Annotated in this window: 12 protein-coding genes; 1 reads left to right on the top strand and 11 read right to left on the bottom strand. The window is 66.9% G+C overall.

All coding sequences use genetic code 11. The annotated features are described in order from the left end of the window. Positions 1–4: 4 nt before the first annotated feature. From sucB to purB, 5 genes are all read right to left on the bottom strand, one after another. Positions 5–1,210 (bottom strand): dihydrolipoyllysine-residue succinyltransferase, encoded by a 1,206-nt coding sequence (gene sucB, locus ACZK08_RS12870; RefSeq protein WP_065175459.1) that lies wholly within the window; start codon positions 1,208–1,210, stop codon positions 5–7. A gap of 43 nt (positions 1,211–1,253) precedes the next feature. Then, entirely contained in the window at positions 1,254–4,085 is a 2,832-nt protein-coding gene (locus tag ACZK08_RS12865) for a 2-oxoglutarate dehydrogenase E1 component (RefSeq protein WP_065181974.1), read from the bottom strand. Positions 4,086–4,271: 186 nt separating this feature from the next. Further along, complete coding sequence (locus ACZK08_RS12860; RefSeq protein ID WP_065181975.1) at positions 4,272–5,174, bottom strand: GNAT family N-acetyltransferase; 903 nt, start codon at positions 5,172–5,174, stop codon at positions 4,272–4,274. Positions 5,175–5,177: 3 nt separating this feature from the next. Continuing rightward, entirely contained in the window at positions 5,178–6,587 is a 1,410-nt protein-coding gene (locus ACZK08_RS12855) for a ribosomal protein uL16 3-hydroxylase (protein ID WP_065181976.1), read from the bottom strand. 672 nt (positions 6,588–7,259) lie between these two features. Then, positions 7,260–8,627, bottom strand: a complete 1,368-nt coding sequence (purB, locus tag ACZK08_RS12850; RefSeq protein WP_065182915.1) for an adenylosuccinate lyase — start codon at positions 8,625–8,627, stop codon at positions 7,260–7,262. Positions 8,628–8,917: 290 nt separating this feature from the next. Between purB and ACZK08_RS12845 the strand changes: the two genes are divergently transcribed. Then, the gene (locus ACZK08_RS12845) at positions 8,918–10,354 is read left to right on the top strand and encodes a class II fumarate hydratase (RefSeq protein ID WP_065182914.1); all 1,437 of its coding nucleotides are present in this window, start codon (positions 8,918–8,920) and stop codon (positions 10,352–10,354) included. Between the two features lie 58 nt (positions 10,355–10,412). On the opposite strand, the gene ACZK08_RS12840 is transcribed toward ACZK08_RS12845, so the two are convergent. The 6 genes from ACZK08_RS12840 to ACZK08_RS12815 form a co-directional block, all read right to left on the bottom strand. Next, a complete protein-coding gene (locus ACZK08_RS12840) occupies positions 10,413–10,838 on the bottom strand; it encodes a hypothetical protein (protein WP_065182913.1) in 426 nt (141 codons plus the stop codon). Between the two features lie 89 nt (positions 10,839–10,927). Beyond that, on the bottom strand, positions 10,928–11,539 hold the full coding sequence (locus tag ACZK08_RS12835) for a YggN family protein (protein ID WP_065182912.1): 612 nt from the start codon (positions 11,537–11,539) through the stop codon (positions 10,928–10,930). Positions 11,540–11,569: 30 nt separating this feature from the next. Beyond that, on the bottom strand, positions 11,570–12,454 hold the full coding sequence (locus tag ACZK08_RS12830) for a DUF4097 family beta strand repeat-containing protein (RefSeq protein ID WP_065182911.1): 885 nt from the start codon (positions 12,452–12,454) through the stop codon (positions 11,570–11,572). A gap of 22 nt (positions 12,455–12,476) precedes the next feature. Beyond that, entirely contained in the window at positions 12,477–13,502 is a 1,026-nt protein-coding gene (locus ACZK08_RS12825) for an ABC-2 transporter permease (RefSeq protein WP_065176060.1), read from the bottom strand. Beyond that, positions 13,499–14,389: an ABC transporter ATP-binding protein gene (locus ACZK08_RS12820; protein ID WP_065176059.1), complete on the bottom strand. Its 891-nt coding sequence runs from the start codon at positions 14,387–14,389 to the stop codon at positions 13,499–13,501. Before ACZK08_RS12820 ends, ACZK08_RS12825 begins: the two co-directional genes overlap by 4 nt. Further along, positions 14,389–14,748 carry a GntR family transcriptional regulator gene (locus ACZK08_RS12815; RefSeq protein WP_053515392.1) on the bottom strand — a complete coding sequence of 120 codons (360 nt, stop codon included), beginning with the start codon at positions 14,746–14,748 and terminating at the stop codon, positions 14,389–14,391. The genes ACZK08_RS12820 and ACZK08_RS12815 overlap by 1 nt, the downstream gene beginning before the upstream one ends. Positions 14,749–15,345 lie beyond the last annotated feature (597 nt).

The following is a 15,345-nucleotide window of genomic DNA, read 5'->3' as shown; positions in this document are numbered from 1 at the left end:
GGTCTTACAGGCCGAACAGCATGCGGCCCGGGTTTTCCAGCTGGTTCTTGATGTCCACCAGGAACTGCACCGAGTCCTTGCCGTCGATGATGCGGTGGTCGTAGGACAGCGCCAGGTACATCATCGGCGCGATCACGACCTGGCCGTTCTGGGCGATCGGACGCTCCTTGATGGCGTGCATGCCCAGGATGGCGCTCTGCGGCGGGTTGATGATCGGCGTGGACAGCAGCGAGCCGAAGGTGCCGCCGTTGGTCACGGTGAAGGTGCCGCCCTGCAGTTCTTCCAGGCTCAGCTTGCCGTCACGGGCCTTCTTGGCGTAGTCGGCGATGGTCTTCTCGATGTCGGCGAACGACATGCGCTCGACGTTGCGCAGCACCGGGGTCACCAGGCCCTTCTCGGTCGACACGGCGATGGAGATGTCCGAGTAGCCGTGGTAGATGATGTCGTCACCATCGATCGACGCGTTGACCAGCGGGAAGCGCTGCAGCGCGTTGGCGGCGGCCTTCACGAAGAAGCTCATGAAGCCCAGCTTGATGCCGTGGGCCTTGACGAACTCGTCCTGCAGTTCCTTGCGCGCGGCCGACACCTTGGACAGGTCGACTTCGTTGAAGGTGGTCAGCATGGCGGTGGAGTTCTTGGACTCCATCAGGCGTTCGGCGATGCGCTTGCGGATGCGGGTCATCGGCACGCGTTCTTCCGGACGTGCGCCACCGGCCTTGCCGGCGCCGCCGTTGCGGGCGAAGTTGACGATGTCTTCCTTGGTCACCGCGCCGCGACGGCCGGTGCCGTCCACGTCGGCCGGGTTCACGCCCTCGGTGATGGCGGTGAAGCGGGCACCCGGCGGCAGCGCATCGGCAGCCGACTTGGCTGCCGGGGCCGGAGCCGCGGCGGGAGCCGGAGCAGCGGCTGCGGCCGGAGCCGGGGCATCGGCCTTCTTCTCTTCAGCGGCCGGAGCCGGGGCAGCCGCCACGGCGCCTTCCTCGATGATCGCCACGACCTGGCTGGAGGTCACGGTGGCGCCCACGTCGAACTTGATCTCCTTCAGCACGCCATCGACCGGCGACGGCACTTCCAGGACGACCTTGTCGGTTTCCAGGTCAAGCAGGTTTTCGTCGCGCTTGACGGCGTCGCCCACCTTCTTGTGCCAGGTGGCGATGGTGCCGTCGGCGACGGATTCGGGCAGTACCGGGGCTTTGACTTCGGTGGCCATGCGGGAGCTTCCTGGTTTGTCTTCTAAATAAGGGGGAGGAGAGTTATTCAGCGACCTGGTCGTTGAACGGGTTGACCAGTGCGTCGGCAATCAGCTGCTGCTGCTCGCGGACATGGTCAGCCATGTGACCGGCAGCCGGCGACGCCGAACGTGCGCGACCGGCGTAATGCAGGTTCTGGCCCTCGGCCAGGCAGAACTGCAGGTGGTGGCGGATCTGGTACCACGCGCCCTGGTTCTGCGGTTCTTCCTGCGTCCACACCACGTCGGTGGCTTTGCCATACTTCTTCAGTTCGGCAGCCAGCAGGGCACGCGGGAACGGATACAGCTGCTCCACGCGGATGATCGCCACGTCGTCCTGGCCACGCTTGGTCTGGTCTTCCAGCAGGTCGTAGTAGACCTTGCCCGAGCACAGCACCACGCGCTTGACCTTCTTGGCGTCGGCATTGGCATCGCCGATCAGGTGCTGGAACTCGCCGTTGGCCAGCTCGTCCAGGGTCGACACCGCCAGCTTGTGGCGCAGCAGCGACTTCGGCGACATCACCACCAGCGGCTTGCGGGTGGTCATGTGCAGCTGGCGACGCAGCATGTGGAAGGCCTGGGCCGGGGTCGACGGCACGACCACCAGCATGTTCTCCAGCGCGCACAGCTGCAGGAAGCGCTCCAGGCGCGCCGAGCTGTGTTCCGGGCCTTGCCCTTCATAGCCATGCGGCAGCAGCAGGGTCAGGCCGGAAATGCGGCCCCACTTGGCTTCACCGGCGGCGATGAACTGATCGATCACCACCTGGGCGCCGTTGGCGAAGTCGCCGAACTGGCCTTCCCAGATGCACAGCGTGTTCGGATCGGTGGTGGAGAAGCCGTACTCGTAGGCCATCACCGCTTCTTCGCTCAGCAGCGAATCGATGACGGTGGCCTTCTCCGGCGAATCCACCAGCTGCCGCAGCGGCATGTAGTAGTTGTCGGTCTTCTGGTCGTGCAGGATCGCGTGGCGGTGCGTGAACGTACCGCGGCCGACGTCCTGGCCGACCAGGCGCAGTGCATGGCCTTCGTCCAGCAGGGTGGCGTAGGCCAGGTTCTCGGCAAAGCCCCAGTCGCCCGGAATCTCGCCAGCGGCCATCTTGCGGCGGTCGTCGTAGACCTTGGCCACGCGCGAGTGCAGCTGCACTTCGTCCGGGATGGTGTTGATCAGCTTGGCCAGCTCGACCAGCTTGTTCTTCTCGAACTTGGTCGAGACCGGGTCGGACAGCTTGCCTTCCAGCAGCTTCGGCCAATCAACGAACAGCGGGCTGCTCGGCGGAGTCTTCTCGACCTTGGCCAGTTCGGTGGTCACTTCGCCGGCGTCCAGCTTCTCGCGGTAGGCATCGACCATCGCCTTGCCGGCGCCGGCGGCGATCACGCCCGCCTTTTCCAGCTGCTCGGCATACATCTCGCGGGTGGTCGGGTGCTTGCGGATCACCTGGTACATCAGCGGCTGGGTGATCGCCGGCTCGTCGGCCTCGTTGTGGCCCCAACGGCGGTAGCACATCAGGTCGATGACCACGTCCTTGGCAAACTTCTGGCGGAACTCGAACGCCAGCTGCGCGGCGAACACCACCGCTTCCGGGTCATCTCCGTTCACGTGCAGCACCGGTGCGGCAATCATCTTCGCCACGTCGGTGGCATAGCGCGTGGAGCGCGTATCCAGCGGATTGGAGGTGGTGAAGCCGACCTGGTTGTTGACCACGATGTGCACGGTGCCGCCGACGGCGAAGCCGCGGGCCTGCGACATCTGGAACAGTTCCATGACCACGCCCTGGCCGGAGAAGGCCGCGTCGCCGTGGATCAGGATCGGCATGACCTGCTTGCGGGCGGTGTCCTTGCGGCGCTCCTGGCGCGAACGCACGGAACCGGCCACGACCGGGTCGGCGATTTCAAGGTGCGACGGGTTGAACGCCAGCGCCAGGTGGACCGGGCCACCCTCGGTGGCCACGTCGGCGGAGAAGCCCATGTGGTACTTCACGTCGCCGGCCGAGGCGTGCTCGTCGTGCTCGAACTTGCCTTCGAACTCGTCGAACAGCTTGCGCGGGTTCTTGCCCAGGGTGTTGACCAGCACGTTCAGGCGGCCGCGGTGGGCCATGCCGATCACCACGTCCTTGACGCCGTCCTTGCCGGCGCTGCGGATGATGGTGTCCATCATCGGGATCAGCGCATCGCCGCCTTCCAGCGAGAAGCGCTTCTGGCCGACGTACTTGGTGTGCAGGTAGCGCTCCAGGCCTTCGGCCGCGGTCAGGCGCTCCAGGGTGCGGCGCTGGGTGTCAGCGTCCAGCTGGTAGTTGCCGCCGGCCAGTTCCAGCTTCTTGTAGATCCACTGGCGCTGCTCGACCTCGGCGATGTGCATGAACTCCGCACCGATCGAACCGGTGTAGGTCGCCTTAAGGCGCGCCAGCAGATCGCGCAGCTTCATGCGCGGCTGGCCGCCGACGCCACCGGTGCTGAACTCGCTGTTGAGGTCGGCATCGGACAGGCTGTGGAACGGCAGGCCCAGGTCCGGCGTATTGACCGGCGCAGCCAGGCCCAGCGGGTCCAGGCGGGCGTCCAGGTGGCCGCGCGAGCGGTAGGCGGTGATCAGACGACCGACATTGCGCTCACGCTCGTCGCCCGCACCTGCGCCGGTGCCGGCCTTCAGCGCATCCTTGGCCGCGTCCGCGATGTGGGAAATGACGGCCGAGTGCGGAATGTCACCTGCTTCGCGGCCCTTGAAGCCGTCGAAGTAGGTCTTCCATTTGGGATCGACACTGTCCGGGGAGACGAGGTACTGCTCGTACAGATCCTCGACATAGGAGGCGTTGCCGCCGGCGAGTTGCGAAGATTGCGCAAACTGCTTCAGTAGATTGTCCACGATGGAGGGTGTTGATTCGCTTTGTGGGGTATGGCTTAAGAAGGACCCGGCAGGAAGATGAATAGCCCTGCGCAGGCGCGTTCAAACAGCCAAATTGTACCTCCATCCGGACACGAAGGGGCATCGCGGAGGCCATCGTGCGTCCCCCGGTGCCGCTTCCAGACAGGTTGAACCCGACCGTCGCGCTCAGAGGCCGAGCGCGCGGAGTTCGCTGCAATCGCGCGAACGGTCCCAGACGCGCTGCAATTGCTGCTCGAACTGCCGCGAACGTGCCGGCAGCGCGGTGCCGGCCTCGCCGTCGAGGCGATGGCCGATCAGACGAAAGTAGAAGTCGCCCCTGTCATTGATCAGGCAGGCGGACGCCAGTGCCCGGTCGATCGGATCGGCCACCTCGCGGAACAGGATCACGCTGGGCAGCCGCTGTGCCATCGCCAGCAGCGGCGCGCCGGCACGGCCAATGGCTGCCGCGTCATGCACGATCACCCGCAGCTGCTTGTCGTGGCGGGCACTGGCGAAGCGGCGCAGGGCGGCCTGTACCGGGCCGGCATCGAGCAGGCCCGGGTCCAGCAGGTGGCTGTGCAGCCACACCTGGCGACGGGCACGGTGGAGGATGGCGGTGGTGGCGGCCACGGCCTCGGCGCGGCTGTTGATCGCGCTGGCCGCATCCAGCCGGCGGCGCATCTGCTGGTGCCCCAGGCCGGCCTCCTTGAAGACCTCGCCCTCAGGCAGGAAGCCCTGCCGCGCGTAGAAGTCGCGGGCGGGCAGCTGTGCGTGCAGATGCAGCTCGGCCAGGCCGAGGCCATGGCCGGCCTCGACCAGGGCCTCAAGCAGGGCTTCACCGATGCCCTGGCTGCGGTGGCTCGCCAGCACCGCCATGCGGCCGACGCGACCATCAGGTGTGAGCCGACCCGTGCCGACCGGCGTGCCGTCGGCATCCAGCGCCAGTACATGGGCGCTGACCGGGTCCATCGCGTCGCGCTCCAGTTCGCTGGCAATGCCCTGTTCCTGCACGAACACCTGCTGGCGCACAGCGTGGATGGCGCCATGCGCATCGGCATGACCGACCTGATGGACGCGGATCGAGGGCATGACTCAGGCGCGACCGGCGTCGCTGTCGTCTTCTTCGTCGTCTTCGAAGTTGACGATGACCTCGATGCCATCGTCATGCACGGTCACCACGTGGACATCGTCGGACACGGCGTCGTCATCGATCACCTCCACCTGGTCGCGGCCTTCGACCACCTCACCGAGGACGCCTTCATCCTCGCTCTCGTCGTCGGCGCCATACAGCTCGCTGGGGTCGATCAGCTGGAACACGCCGCCGACCAGCAGCTGCTGGACCACCGCGCGGCCCTTGTCCGACAGTCCGCGATAGGCGGCCGCGTCGAGCTGCTCGGCACCGGCCAGGCGCTGCGCATCCTTCACCGGCAGCGCGAAGTCCTGGCCGCTGACGTACAGGCTGGCGCCCCGCTTGGCCCGCCGCCAGGCCAGGCGGGCCCAGGGGTGGCGTTGCAGCAGAAGGCCGGACTGCAGGGCGGCGACCACCTCTTCCTGTTCCGGCGCGGCCTGGTGGGCCATCACTTCGCCGGCGGCGCGGTAGGTGGTGATGAAGCGGCCGAACCAGTCGCCCAGCTTGTCCGGGTCGTTCATGCGGATGGCGTTGAGGGCGGTGATCACCCGTGCCATCGCCACCGTGTCGATCTCGTTCGGATCGGCCGGCAGCTTCAGGTCGGGGTCCTGATAGCGGATGTTCTCGTCGGCATCGGCGATCAGGGTGTCCAGGTAGTCACTGATGAGTTCGGCCGAGGACGGCGCGCGCATGCCGAAGGAGAACGTCAGGCAGGGGTCTTCGGCGACGCCGTGGTGTGGCACGTTCGGCGGCAGATAGAGCATGTCGCCGGGCGCCAGCACCCAGTCGTGGGTGGGCTTGAACACCTCCAGCAGCTTCAGTTCCACGTCCGGACGGAACCCCAGCGGCGGGCGCCGGCCCTTGATCGACTCGCTGGCGTCGATCTGCCAGCGACGATGGCCCTGGGCCTGCAGCAGGAACACGTCGTACTGGTCGACGTGGGCACCGACCGAGCCGCCGGTGGCGGCGAAGCTGATCATGACGTCGTCCATGCGCCAGCGCGGGAGGAAGCGGAAGTGCTCGATCAGCGCGCGCACGTCCGGGTCCCACTTGTCCACGTCCTGCACCAGCAGGGTCCAGTCGTGGTCGGGCAGGGCGGGGAATACGTCTTCCTGGAACGGGCCGGTACGTACGCGCCAGCCGTCCTGGCGCTTGTCGTGCTCGATCAGGCGTGCCAGCACGCCTTCTTCGCAGGCCAGCCCGGCCAGGTCTTCCGGCTGCACCGGAGACTGGAAATCAGCGAAGGCGTTGCGGGTCAGCAGCGGACGCTTCTGCCAGAAATCGCGCAGGAACACGGCCGGGGACATGCCCAGCGGCTGGCCGGGACGGGCGGTGACTTCGATGAGCGGGGCGGAGGACTTGCGGGCGGCCATGGGGGAATCCTTGCAGCGGAAAGCGGGAGGGCGGCGCGGCGTGCCGCCAAGGCGTCCATTGTCCGACGTTCGTTGGGATTGCGCACGTGCGGTGGTTTGTCGCGGGGTGTCCTGCCAACGGCGGAGCCCCTCGTGGCGGGTGCTTGGTCGCGTGAAGGCAAAAAAGCCGTGCCTGGCCGGGCGGGTGGGCTGCGCGGGGGACGCTGCAAGTACGTCCCTGTAAGCTTGGCCGCCGCATCCATGCGGCGGACACCCCCGCGCAGCCCACCCGCCCGGCCCCTGACAGTTTCCTGCGGGGTCCGCCACGGAATGGAAGAAGAAAATCAAAGGCAACAGCGGGTCACACGCTGCGCTTGCTCGGCTCTGCAGAATCCCAAAAACAAGGAGGGACGCGGCAAAGCCGCGTCCCTCCTTCACATTCCGTCCCGACAACAAATGCTCTTCGATCCGTCACCGGGACGCTGTCAGAGGTGGGGCGGGTTGGGTTCGCGGGGGTGTCCGCGGCATGGATGCCGCGGCCAAGCCCCCAGGGATGGGTTCACGGCGTCCCCCGCGAACCCAATCCGCCCCGCCAAACACGGCAGAAACCCAGAGCCGCCTTTGACGTTGCCGTTGCTGTTGCCGTTGCCTGCCGCAGGCAGCGCCCGCGGCCGCCGCCGCAAAGGAAACCCCTTAAATCTTCTTCGCCAGCGCCTCGGCCAGACCGGTATAGCTGCCCGGGGTCATCTCCAGCAGCCGCTGCTTCGCATCCGCCGGCAGCTCCAGCCCCTGTACGAACGCCCGCATCGACTCGGCGGTGATGCCCTGGCCGCGGGTCAGTGCCTTCAGCTGCTCGTACGGGTTCGGCAGGCCGTGGCGGCGCATCACCGTCTGCACCGCTTCGGCCAGCACTTCCCACGCCGCATCCAGGTCGGCATCCAGGCGCTGCGGATTCACCTCCAGCTTGCCCAGTCCCTTGGCCAGCGAGTCCAGCGCCACCTGGCTGTGGCCGAAGGCGGTACCCAGCGCCCGCAGCACGGTGGAGTCGGTCAGGTCGCGCTGCCAGCGGCTGATCGGCAGCTTCGCGCTGAAATGCTCGAACAGCGCGTTGGCGATGCCGAAGTTGCCTTCGGCATTTTCGAAATCGATCGGGTTGACCTTGTGCGGCATGGTCGACGAGCCGACTTCGCCTTCCTTCAGGCGCTGCTTGAAGTAGCCCAGCGAGATGTAGCCCCAGATGTCGCGGGCCAGGTCGATCAGGATGATGTTGGCGCGGCGGGCGGCATCGCCGATTTCGGCGACGTTGTCGTGCGGCTCGATCTGCGTGGTGTACGGGTTGAACACCAGGCCCAGCCCGGTCACGAAGCGTTCGGCGAAGGCCGGCCAGTCCACGTCCGGGTAGCTGGCGACGTGCGCGTTGTAGTTGCCGACCGCACCGTTGATCTTGCCGGTCAGCTCGACCGCGGCGATCTGGCGGCGCTGACGCTCCAGGCGCGCCACCACGTTCGCCAGCTCCTTGCCCAGGGTGGTCGGCGAAGCGGTCTGGCCGTGCGTGCGCGACAGCATCGGCCGCGCGGCCTGGGCGTGGGCCAGGCCACGCAGGGTGGCGGCGATGCCGTCGAGCGTCGGCAGCAGCACCTCGCGGCGCGCCTGCTCGAGCATCAGGCCGTAGCTGAGGTTGTTGATGTCCTCGCTGGTGCAGGCGAAATGCACGAACTCCAGTGCCGGCGCCAGCTCGGCGTCGTCCTTCAGCTGCTCCTTGATGAAGTACTCCACCGCCTTGACGTCATGGTTGGTGGTGCGCTCGATCTCCTTCACCCGGGCGGCATGGGCGGGGCTGAAACCGCTGGCCAGTGCGCGCAGACGGGCGGTGGCGGCTTCGGAGAACGCTGCAAGCTCGACGATGCCCGGCTCGGCGGCCAGCGCCAGCAGCCACTCCACCTCGACCGTGACGCGGGCCTTGATCAGGCCGTACTCGGAGAAGATCGGGCGCAGGGCATCGACCTTGCCGGCGTAGCGGCCATCGAGCGGGGACAGGGCGAGCAGGGCGGAATCGGACATGTCGGCAGGGCGGGAGCGAGCGGCGGGGCCGATATTCTACGACGCGTGGCCTTCGCATGCTTGGCAGCACCGGGCCACGCCGGGCGCAGGGAGGCTGCGCGCTGTCCTCGCCCGGCCGGGCCCGCCGCTCCCGATGGGCAACGGTGCCGCAGATGAAACGATCCGGCCCGCTTCCGTCATGCCATGCAACGGGCAAGAGAGTATCGTGATTACCGCCGCCAGCCCGGGAAGCGACACCCTGCCAGCCGCCGCTTCCCTTTCCCCAACTGAAGTAGTGCGGAGTCGATGCAATGAGCAAAGCTGCAAGCAAGGGTGCCTCCCGGGCGTTCCGGATCGAACACGACAGCATGGGCGAGCTGCAGGTGCCTGCCGACGCCCTGTGGGGCGCGCAGACCCAGCGCGCCGTGCAGAATTTCCCGGTGTCCGGCCAGCGCATGCCGCGCGGGTTCATCCGTGCGCTGGGTCTGGTCAAGGGCGCCGCTGCCGGCGTCAACGCCGAACTGGGCCACCTGCCCAGGAACGTGGCCAAGGCGATCCAGGCCGCCGCCGCGGAAGTGGCGGCGGGCGACTGGGACGCGCATTTCCCCATCGATGTCTACCAGACCGGTTCGGGTACGTCCTCGAACATGAATGCCAACGAGGTCATCGCGACCCTGGCCAACCGCGCCGGCAAGGCCGGCAAGACCACGGTCCATCCCAACGACCACGTCAACCAGGGGCAGAGCTCCAATGACGTGATCCCGACCGCGCTGCGCGTCTCGGCGGTGCTGGCGGCGCACGAACAGCTGCTGCCCGCGCTGGCGCATCTGCGCAGGACCATCGACAGGAAGGGCCGCAGCCTGCGCAAGGTGGTCAAGACCGGCCGTACCCACCTGATGGACGCCATGCCGCTGACCTTCGAGCAGGAGTTCGGTGCCTGGTCGGCACAGCTGGCATCGGCACAGGCGCGCATCGAGGACAGCCTCAAGCGCGTCCGCCGGCTGCCGCTGGGCGGCACCGCCATCGGTACCGGCATCAATGCCGATCCGCGTTTCGGCGCTCAGGTGGCCAAGGCCCTCAAGCAGCACTCGGGTTTCAAGTTCGACAGTGCCGACAACAAGTTTGAAGGCCTGGCCGCGCAGGACGATGCGGTGGAGCTGTCCGGCCAGCTCAATGCGCTGGCGGTGGCGCTGATCAAGATCGCCAACGATCTGCGCTGGATGAATGCCGGGCCGCTGGCGGGGCTGGGCGAGATCGAACTGCCGGCCCTGCAGCCGGGCAGCTCGATCATGCCGGGCAAGGTCAATCCGGTGATTCCGGAGGCGACGGTGATGGCCTGCGCGCAGGTGATCGGTCACCACACGGCGATCACGGTGGCCGGGCAGACCGGCAATTTCCAGCTCAATGTGACCCTGCCGCTGATCGCGGTGAACCTGCTCGAAGGCATCGGCCTGCTGGCCAACGTGTCGACGCTGCTGGCCGACAGCGCCATCGCAGGCCTGAAGGTGCGCGAGGATCGCGTGGCGGAGGCGCTGGCGCGCAACCCGATCCTGGTCACTGCGCTGAACCCGATCATCGGCTATGAGAAGGCCGCGGCAATCGCCAAGCGCGCCTACAAGGAACAGCGGCCGGTGCTGGAGGTGGCGCTGGAGGACAGCGGCCTGGGCGAAGCGGAACTGCGGCGACTGCTGGATCCGACGGCGCTGACCGCTGGCGGCATCCATGCGGGAGGCGGTGGCGGCGGTTGATCTGCCGAGCAGGCTTGCCGGGCCAATGAGAAACGCCGCCCTCGGGCGGCGTTTGCGTTCAGCGACGGTCGGCGACGATGTTGTCGAAGGTCTCGGTGTAGTCCTTGAACTCGGGGATGCGCTGGATCAGGTCGCCTGGAATGACGTCCATGCCCTCCGGCGGCTGGATCTTCACCGGCTGCATGTTCGGATCGGCCGGGGCGGCCACCAGCGTGTTCTGGCGCAGTACCTGCAGCTTGCCGAACATCGTCTGCAGCATCTGTTTCTGCGCATCGTCCAGCGGAATCTGGATCTCGTCCATCTTCATCGTGCCGTCGGCCAGGATGATGATGTTCGGTGCCGGTGGACGGCGCACGGTCACCATGCCTTCGCTGACGGAGATCTTGGGCTTGCCACGCTCTGCGCGGTGGTTGCGGTAATCCTGGTCGCAGCCGGCCAGGCCCAGGCAGAACAGGGCAGCCAGCAGCAGAAACAGCTTCTTCATGACGATTTGATCGGGGGCGTCCGGGGTGCCCATTGTAAGCCCGGTGCCGGCAGCGGGGGCCCGCTGCCGGCCGGCTGCGCTGAAGTGTCTCAGTTGGAGAAGGTGACCGAGCTGTCCTTCCCGCAGTCGTCGACGTCGCTCTGGTCCATGCTGGCGTAGGGCTTGAAGGCCGGCAGTTCGCGGGCAAGCGCCTGCTGGCTGGCCAGCATCGCCGGCAGGCGGTCGCAGATGCGCTTGGCCTGCGCTTCGATCTTGGCGGCCTCGGCGTTGATCCGCTTCTCCACGCCTTCGCTGTCACCGCTGAAGATACCCTTGAGCGCTTCACCGGCAGCGCTGGCACCGAGCTTGGCACCGGCCAGGCCGACATTCATCCCGTCCGTCGCGATGGCGACCACGTGACCGCGGTACTCCAGCAGCTGGCGGCGCTGCGCGTCGTTGGTCGGCACATCCTTGCCGCCGATCAGCAGCTGTCCGTCCGGCGTGATCTCCGCGCGCGGCTGATTGTCGGCGGAGATCTTGATGTTGCCCTCAGTGATCTCCCTGCGGGCCTCATCCATGGCTTCCTGGACTTTTCTGCCAACGCCGCTGGAGGTTTCGGCGACGCTCTTGCCGACACTGGTGTCGGGCGCGGAAGACGTGCCACCGCAGGCGATCAGCGGCAGGCACAGCAGGGTGGCAGGCAGCAGGCGCATCAGGTTCATGGCATTCCCCTCGAATCGGTGGGTTGGGATTTACTTGTTGCGGGGCAGGGTGACCCTGCCGCTGACGTTGCGGTGCACGACGTCGCCGCTGCCGCTGTGATCGACGGTCAGGTTGCCGCGCACGCCATCGACCTCGACGTCGCCGGAGCCATGGCTGCGCACGTGCACATCGCCGCCGATGTCACCCAGGTCGATGCCCCCCGAGCCCACCACGCCGATCTGCACGCTGCCCTGCACGCGCTTGAAGTCGACGTCGCCCGATCCGACCGTGTCCAGACGTGCGTTGCCACGCACGTCGCTGATCGTGAGGTCGCCGGATCCGACCGTGCCGATGATCGCGTCGCCCCCGATGTTGCGCGCCTTGACGTCACCCGAGCCGAGCGACAGCAGGTTCAGTGCGCTGCCACCGTCGATCTCAAGGTCGCCGGAGCCGACGGAGGCATGGATGGTGCCGCGGGTGCCGCGCGCAACGGCGTCGCCGGAGCCGACATCCACGCTCAGTGACTGCGCGTTGTCGATGCTGGCGTCGCCGGAGCCGACCTTGAACTGCAACGGCAGGTTGTCCGGCACGCTGCCGCGGATGTCCAGCCAGGCGTAGAAGTTGCCCAGGTTCAGGCCGGCACGGCTTGCGCGGCGCAGGCTGACCACCAGCTTGTCGCCTTCCCGGCGCTGGTCCAGCACCAGCTGGTCCAGCAGATCCTGGCTGGACGCGCAGGCACGGCCGTCGAGCTGACCGCCTCCACTGCGGGCGGTCACCTTCAGATCGAACTGGTTCACCTCGAACACCACCGCCTTGGCACCGGCCGCGTCCAGCTTCAACGTGCGTGCAGCGGTGAACTTGCAGTTGGGTGCATCGGCGGCCAGGGCCGACAGCGGCATCAGCAACAACGCGGTACAGGCGAGCAGGGAACGCATGGGTGGTGGCTCCGGTAAGGGGTCAGATTTCGCCGGCGCGGCGGCGCAGGCGGATGGCAAGGAAGATGAAAAGCGCGCCGAACGCAGCGCCGATCCACAGTCCCGGCATCGCCAGCGACTTCAGCTGCGCGACCGGGCCCATCAGCGCGGTGACCGATTCCAGGTCCGCACGCGAATCCTGCAGGCCGGTGCGGTAGATCAGGTCCATGCCGGGTACGCCACTGAGCAGCAGGCGACCGACGACGTTCTGCCAGAACCAGCCGCTGGTGAGCCCGAACAGGGTCATGACCTTGGTAGTGGAGACGATGATCCCGGCGAACAGCGGCAGCATCACTGCCCACAGGAACGGCTTGGACTTGGCCCAGGCCGAGCACAGCAGCAGCCAGCCGGCGGTCGGCAGCGCCCACAGGACATAGACCGGAATCCAGGACAGGTGGCCGGCGGCCAGGGTCAGCGGGCTGGCCGGTCCCCAGATCAGGTTCATCGGGCTGCCACCGTGCAGCGCGGCCACCAGGCTGATGATGGCGAGGAAGCCGAACATGGTCAGGATGCCCGCGACCACTGCGATCAGCGGGGCGATCACCAACGCGCTGATCACCTTGGAAAGCACGGTCTGGGTATCGGACAGTGGCAGCGATTTCCAGAACAGGATGCTGCGATCGCGGCGATCGTCATACAGCGCGCCAAGGCAGTAGAAGAACATCACGAACGCCAGCACCAGGAATGGCCAGGCCGAACTGAGCACCAGGGTCAGGTCGAGGCCGTTGCCCAGGTCGGCCATGTCCTTGGCACTGATGTTGCGGGTCAGCAGCGCCAGGTCCAGGCCGTTGATGTTCACGTCCTCGCCATCGATGTGCAGATTGCCGTCGCGCGCAGCCCGATGCAGGGCGAACAGGCCGAAGGCGATGCCCACACCGCTCATCAGCAGCGACACCACGCCGGCAATCAGCGGCGCATAGAGGAACCCGCCACGGTTCTCCCAGTACTCACGCTTGAGCAGCCAGCGCAGCGTGCCGGCGGGGCCGACGGGATGATTGACGGCGTTCATGCGTAGGTCCCCTTCATGACAGCGACGAACAGATCAGCCAGGCCCGGGCTGCGGGTCTCGCCGAGGGAGGTGAGCTGGTCACGCGGCACGCCGTCATACAGCAGCACGGTCTTGCCGAAGGCCAGGGCGCGCTCGTCGATCGGCTTGAGCGCACGCGCGGTATCGAGCTGCTCGGCGTTGACCAGCAGCTCGGTGTAGCGTTGGCCGACATCGTCCATCTCTGCGTCGAGCACGATGCGGCCGTCGCGGATGAACATGACGTCGCTGAGGATATGCTCGATCTCTTCGACCTGGTGGGTGGTGACGATGATCGTCTTCTGCTCGTCGAAGTAGTCCTCCAGCAGGCGCTGGTAGAACTCCTTGCGGTACAGGATGTCCAGGCCCAGGGTCGGCTCGTCGAGCACCAGCACGCGGGCGTCGATGGCCATCACCAGGGCCAGGTGCAGCTGCACGATCATGCCTTTGGACAGTTCGCGCACGCGCTGCTTCGGCTGCAGCTTGGTGTTGGCCAGGAAGCGCTCGCAGCGGGCGCGATCGAAGCGTGGATGCACGCCGGCGACGAAGTCGATGGCCTCGCGCACCTTCAGCCAGCGGGGCAGCACCGCGACGTCGGCGATGAAGCAGATGTCCTTCATCAGCTCATCCCGATGCAGGCGCGGGTCGCGGCCGAGCACGCTGAGGTCGCCTTCCACCGTGGTCAGGCCGAGGATGGCCTTCAACGCGGTGGTCTTGCCGGCACCGTTGGGTCCGATCAGGCCGATGATCCGGCCCGCCGGAATGGTGAAGCTGGCATTGTCGAGCGCGACCGTGCTCTTGTAGGCCTTGCGCAGGCCGCGGGCGGTGATGACCGCGTCGCTTGCAGCGGTACTGGTGAGGCTGGCATTCATCAGACTTTCCCCTGGGTCAGCAATTCGTCGAGGCTCAGCCCCAGGCGCTGGATGCGCTCCAGGACGGCCGGCCATTCTTCATTGAGGAAGCGCTCGCGCTCGCTGCTGCGCAGCTGCGTGGCCGCCTGCTCGGTCATGAACATGCCCAGGCCCCGGCGCTTCTCGACCAGGCCTTCGTCAGCCAGTTCCTGGTAGGCGCGCGAAACGGTGATGGGGTTGAGCTGGTAGTCGGCGGCCACCTGGCGCACCGAAGGCAGGGCATCGCCCGGCTTGAGGATTCCGTCGAGCATCATGGCGATCACGCGCTCCTTCAGCTGGCGGTAGATGGGAGCGCCGTCGCTCCACTGGATGTCGCTCATGGTCAGCTCCGTGGGGTCAGCGGCTGTGCGAACGAGAAATACGGCATGGACAGGGAGCTGTGCAGCCGACGCGGGGGGGAGGGTGAAGCTTCCGGCGTCCCGGCCGTGGGAGTGGGCGCGTCCTGCGGGGTATCGGACAAGGAGGGGGCAGTGGGCGCGCGTGGCGAAGCCAGCCACGCCATCACGAGCAGGGTCGAAACGGCGGTGATCGCGGGAGCGGTGACGTTGCGATGCATCCGGGTGTTCATGGCATTCCCCCTGTCTCAGGTGACTGGTGTTGTATGCAACTATAACACCGGCACGCCGACGTGCAACCCCCGACATGACCCAACTGATGGCAGGGGGTGTCATGGCACAGACGAAATCCCGCAATTCATTGATTTTATTGCTAAATGATGCTTGGTGGGTGCGGGGCCATTGCGTCATTTCCATTCAGCTGCGTCGATGCTATGTCAAGCAACGGGCAGCGTCTTGCCCCGTGGGCGTTGTCGCCAATCCGCGCAAAGCGCCGGGGCGGTCGCACGGCCGGGTGCCCCCGGGGCCGGTGCTATAGTTCGGCCGATTCCCGGCCGCTCCCGGCCGGGCCCTGTGAATGGC

Source organism: Stenotrophomonas sp. 112478_Sma (assembly GCF_056479905.1).
This window is presented reverse-complemented; position numbering and strand designations above follow the sequence as displayed.

Bases quoted from the DNA above. Each gene is read 5' to 3' on its own strand.
- ACZK08_RS12830 (WP_065182911.1), bottom strand. From the start codon at position 12,454: ATGCGTTCCCTGCTCGCCTGTACCGCGTTGTTGCTGATGCCGCTGTCG.
- sucB (WP_065175459.1), bottom strand. From the start codon at position 1,210: ATGGCCACCGAAGTCAAAGCCCCGGTACTGCCCGAATCCGTCGCCGAC.
- ACZK08_RS12860 (WP_065181975.1), bottom strand. From the start codon at position 5,174: ATGCCCTCGATCCGCGTCCATCAGGTCGGTCATGCCGATGCGCATGGC.
- ACZK08_RS12825 (WP_065176060.1), bottom strand. From the start codon at position 13,502: ATGAACGCCGTCAATCATCCCGTCGGCCCCGCCGGCACGCTGCGCTGG.
- ACZK08_RS12855 (WP_065181976.1), bottom strand. From the start codon at position 6,587: ATGGCCGCCCGCAAGTCCTCCGCCCCGCTCATCGAAGTCACCGCCCGT.
- ACZK08_RS12820 (WP_065176059.1), bottom strand. From the start codon at position 14,389: ATGAATGCCAGCCTCACCAGTACCGCTGCAAGCGACGCGGTCATCACC.
- ACZK08_RS12845 (WP_065182914.1), top strand. From the start codon at position 8,918: ATGAGCAAAGCTGCAAGCAAGGGTGCCTCCCGGGCGTTCCGGATCGAA.
- ACZK08_RS12815 (WP_053515392.1), bottom strand. From the start codon at position 14,748: ATGAGCGACATCCAGTGGAGCGACGGCGCTCCCATCTACCGCCAGCTG.
- ACZK08_RS12840 (WP_065182913.1), bottom strand. From the start codon at position 10,838: ATGAAGAAGCTGTTTCTGCTGCTGGCTGCCCTGTTCTGCCTGGGCCTG.
- ACZK08_RS12835 (WP_065182912.1), bottom strand. From the start codon at position 11,539: ATGAACCTGATGCGCCTGCTGCCTGCCACCCTGCTGTGCCTGCCGCTG.
- purB (WP_065182915.1), bottom strand. From the start codon at position 8,627: ATGTCCGATTCCGCCCTGCTCGCCCTGTCCCCGCTCGATGGCCGCTAC.